This is a genomic window from Thiorhodococcus mannitoliphagus (assembly GCF_010915725.1).
Taxonomy (GTDB): Bacteria; Pseudomonadota; Gammaproteobacteria; order Chromatiales; family Chromatiaceae; genus Thiorhodococcus; species Thiorhodococcus mannitoliphagus.
Genome location: NZ_JAAIJR010000254.1, coordinates 1 through 3,292 on the forward strand (window position 1 = coordinate 1; position 3,292 = coordinate 3,292).

Annotated in this window: 3 protein-coding genes; all 3 read left to right on the forward strand. The window is 64.6% G+C overall.

Annotation, left to right across the window (positions count from 1 at the left end):
* A partial coding sequence (locus tag G3480_RS29640; protein ID WP_206171899.1) for a hypothetical protein occupies positions 1-431 on the forward strand: 431 nt, incomplete at its 5' end.
* Positions 428-1,168, forward strand: coding sequence for a zinc ribbon domain-containing protein (locus G3480_RS25650; protein ID WP_164657046.1), 741 nt, complete (start codon positions 428-430; stop codon positions 1,166-1,168). The genes G3480_RS29640 and G3480_RS25650, both read left to right, overlap by 4 nt.
* Before the next feature lie 140 nt (positions 1,169-1,308).
* Complete coding sequence (locus tag G3480_RS25655; RefSeq protein ID WP_164657047.1) at positions 1,309-3,135, forward strand: ABC transporter transmembrane domain-containing protein; 1,827 nt, start codon at positions 1,309-1,311, stop codon at positions 3,133-3,135.
* Positions 3,136-3,292 lie beyond the last annotated feature (157 nt).

Here is a 3,292-nt window from a genome sequence, read left to right on the forward strand (position 1 = left end):
AGGAGCCGGATGCGGTAGTCCCGCACGTCCGGATCTGTGGGAGCCGCGGGTGCGTAAGCACCCGTGGCCACCCGGTGCCAGTCGTCTTCCGTAGGGTGGGCAAGCGCAGCGCAGTCCACCAACGCCGACGCGGGATTCGGTGGAATTCGCGCTCGCTCGTCCACCCGGCCCAACTGATGACCAAGGCCGCCCATCGCATCAATGGTCAGGATGCACCCTGTCAGCTGCAGCAACCCCAGCAGCTGCGGGATGGCCGAGATCTCGTTGGCCTTCGCCTCGGTGGCGACCTACCCGAGCACTACCCGATTGGGGATGCGACGACGCCGCGTCTTGACGCTGCCTCCGACTTGGTGTGGGAATGGCTGGGTTGGGTCCGCATCGCGCGCCTTAGACCTATTCTGCGAAATGAAGTGAGCGATAACCTGCCATGAAATGCCCGAAATGCAGCGCCGAGCAGGACGACTTCAATCAACTCTGCGATCGTTGCGGGATCGTCTTCGAGAAGTACTACAAGTACCACCCACGCCCTGGCGAAGCGGCGCCGACCACGATCTTTGCTGAGCATCGCCCCGACGAGACGAGCGAGCTGCAAGATCTCTTGCTGCCGAAGCAGGTGGGCGGCGACGAGATGGTGCTGTCGCTGCGGGCCATCCTTTGGATCATTCTGGTGGTTTGGGGGCTGCTGCTGATCTTCTCCTCCGTCGACTCCAACGCCGCGGGCGAGTCCTTTCTCCATCTCATCAATCTGCCGTTTCATGAGGCCGGGCACGTCCTCTTCCGTCCCTTTGGCGAATTCATCACCTCTTTGGGCGGGACCCTGGGACAGCTCCTCATGCCCGTGATCTGTCTCGGCACGCTGCTCATCAAGACACGGGACCCCTTCGGCGCTTCGGTCTGCCTCTGGTGGTTTGGCGAGAACTTTCTCGACATCGCGCCCTATATCGCCGACGCGCGCGCCGGCGTCCTCCCGCTCGTCGGCGGCAACACCGGGCAGTCCTCGCCCTACGGATTCCATGACTGGGAATACCTGCTCACGGAGACCGGGCTGCTTCGCTGGGACACCACGCTCGGCACGCTGAGCCATCTGCTTGGCGCTCTCATCATGATTCTCGCCGCGATCTGGGGTTTGCTCCTCTTGCGGCGTCACTATCAGGGGCTCAAGTCGTAGAATAGGCGGCAGGCCCGGCGGCTTCGTCCGCTGGCGGGTCGTCCCCATATCCTCGGTTGGCGCGTCCAATCGATCGCCTTGAGTTGAGCGCGTCGACGCATCCTGTCGGCGCGATTGCCCCTTTTGCAGTGAGATCTTCCATGCGTCATTCCCCCGCTTCCGACACCAACCGACCCGGCGCCCGCAATGTCGGCGCGCTCATGCGACTCTTGGGCTTCACGCGTCCCTACCTCGGGCGCCTGGTGGCCGCGCTCATCGCGCTGATCGTCGCCGCCGGCTCCGTGCTGGCGTTCGGGCAGGTCATCCGGGTGGTGGTGGACTCCGGGCTGGGGACCGGCTCGGTCGAGGCGCTCAACCGTTCGCTGGTGCTCTTTCTTGCCGTGGTCGTGCTCACGGCGGCGGCGATGATGGTGCGAAGTTATCTCCTTAACTGGATCGGCGAGCGGGTCGTCGCGGACGTTCGCAAGGCCGTCTTCGAGCGTGCCTTGAGCCTGGACGTCGGCTTCTTCGAGACGACCCGCGCTGGCGAGATCATCTCGCGGCTGACCAGTGACACGGCGCTGCTCCAGATCGTTGTCGGATCGACCCTGGCGATGTCGCTGCGGACATCCTTGTTGGTCATTGGCGGCGTCATCATGCTCGCGGTCACTAGCCCCGGTTTGACTGGGCTGGTGCTGGCCGGGCTGCCCGTGGTCATCCTACCTGCCTGGATCATCGGGCGACGGGTCCGCCGGCTCTCACGCGCGAGCCAGGACCGCATTGCCGACGTCGGTGCCTATGTCGACGAGGTCATCCACGGCATCCGCACCGTCCAGGCCTTCTGCCACGAGCCGATCGACAGCCGCCGTTACGGCGATCAGGTCGAGGCGGCCTTCTCGGTCGCCATGCGTCGCTCACTCTCCAGTGCCACCCTGTCCGGGGTCGCGACCCTGCTGACCTTCGGCGCCATCGGTGTGGTGCTCTGGATGGGCGGACATCAGGTGCTCGAGGGGACGCTGAGCGGCGGTGAACTCTCCGCGTTTCTCTTTTACGCCATCGTGGTCGCCGGCGCCGTTGGCTCCTTGAGCGATCTGGTCGGTCAATTGCTGCGGGGCGCTGGCGCCAGTGAGCGGCTGATGGAACTGCTGGAAGTGCAGCCCGCGATTCTGCCGCCCGAGCGCCCGCAGCAGCTCCCTAAGCAGGCACAAGGCCGGATCGACCTCGAAGGGCTCAGGTTTGTCTATCCCTCACGCCCGGGGACGGCGGCGCTCGACGGACTGAGGCTAGTCGTCGAGCCGGGCGAACGGCTGGCCCTGGTTGGCCCCTCGGGCGCGGGCAAGTCGACGCTCTTCCAGCTGCTGTTGCGCTTCTATGATCCCAACATCGGTGTCATCCGCTTTGACGGAGTCGATATCCGCCAAGTCGATCCGCATGCGCTACGCAGCCGCATCGCCCTGGTTCCTCAGGATCCGGTTATCTTCGGCGCCAACGCCTGGGAGAACATCCGCTACGGCTTGGATAGCGTCTCAGACGCGGATGTGCGCAAAGCGGCGGAGGCCGCCCATGCCGCCGATTTTCTCGACCGTCTTCCCAATGGCTTCGACACCTACCTCGGAGAGCGAGGTGTGAGGCTGTCCGGCGGCGAGCGTCAGCGTATCGCCATCGCTCGGACCATCCTGCGCAATCCGGCGCTCTTGCTGCTCGACGAAGCGACCAGCGCCCTCGACGCCGAAAGCGAGCGTCTGGTGCAAGACGCCCTGGAGACCCTGATGCAGGGCCGGACCAGCATCGTGATCGCCCACCGTCTGGCGACGGTGCGCAATGCTGACCGGATTCTGGTGATCGACCAAGGCCGCATCGTCGCATCTGGGCGTCATGAGGAACTCATGCGCGAAGGTGGGCTTTACGCGCGGCTGGCGTCGCTGCAATTCCATGAGCCGGAGTCCGCGGTGCGGCCCGATCTGCGACCTGTCGCAGGCCAAGCCTGAGAGGGGCGAGCGTGGGAGGAAGTGCCCGACAAGTGAGCTGTTACGCCGACGCTTGAACTATCGCAGGGCAGGGATGCCAATGAGGTGGACCCCTATGTCAAGACAGCTCCCCGCCCAAAATAAGTTATAAAAATCTGTTGCTGTTGCGCCGCAGGCG

What these genes read in the sequence shown, in the direction of transcription:
- G3480_RS25650 (WP_164657046.1), top strand. Translation starts at nt 428, where the DNA reads ATGAAATGCCCGAAATGCAGCGCCGAGCAGGACGACTTCAATCAACTC.
- G3480_RS25655 (WP_164657047.1), top strand. Translation starts at nt 1,309, where the DNA reads ATGCGTCATTCCCCCGCTTCCGACACCAACCGACCCGGCGCCCGCAAT.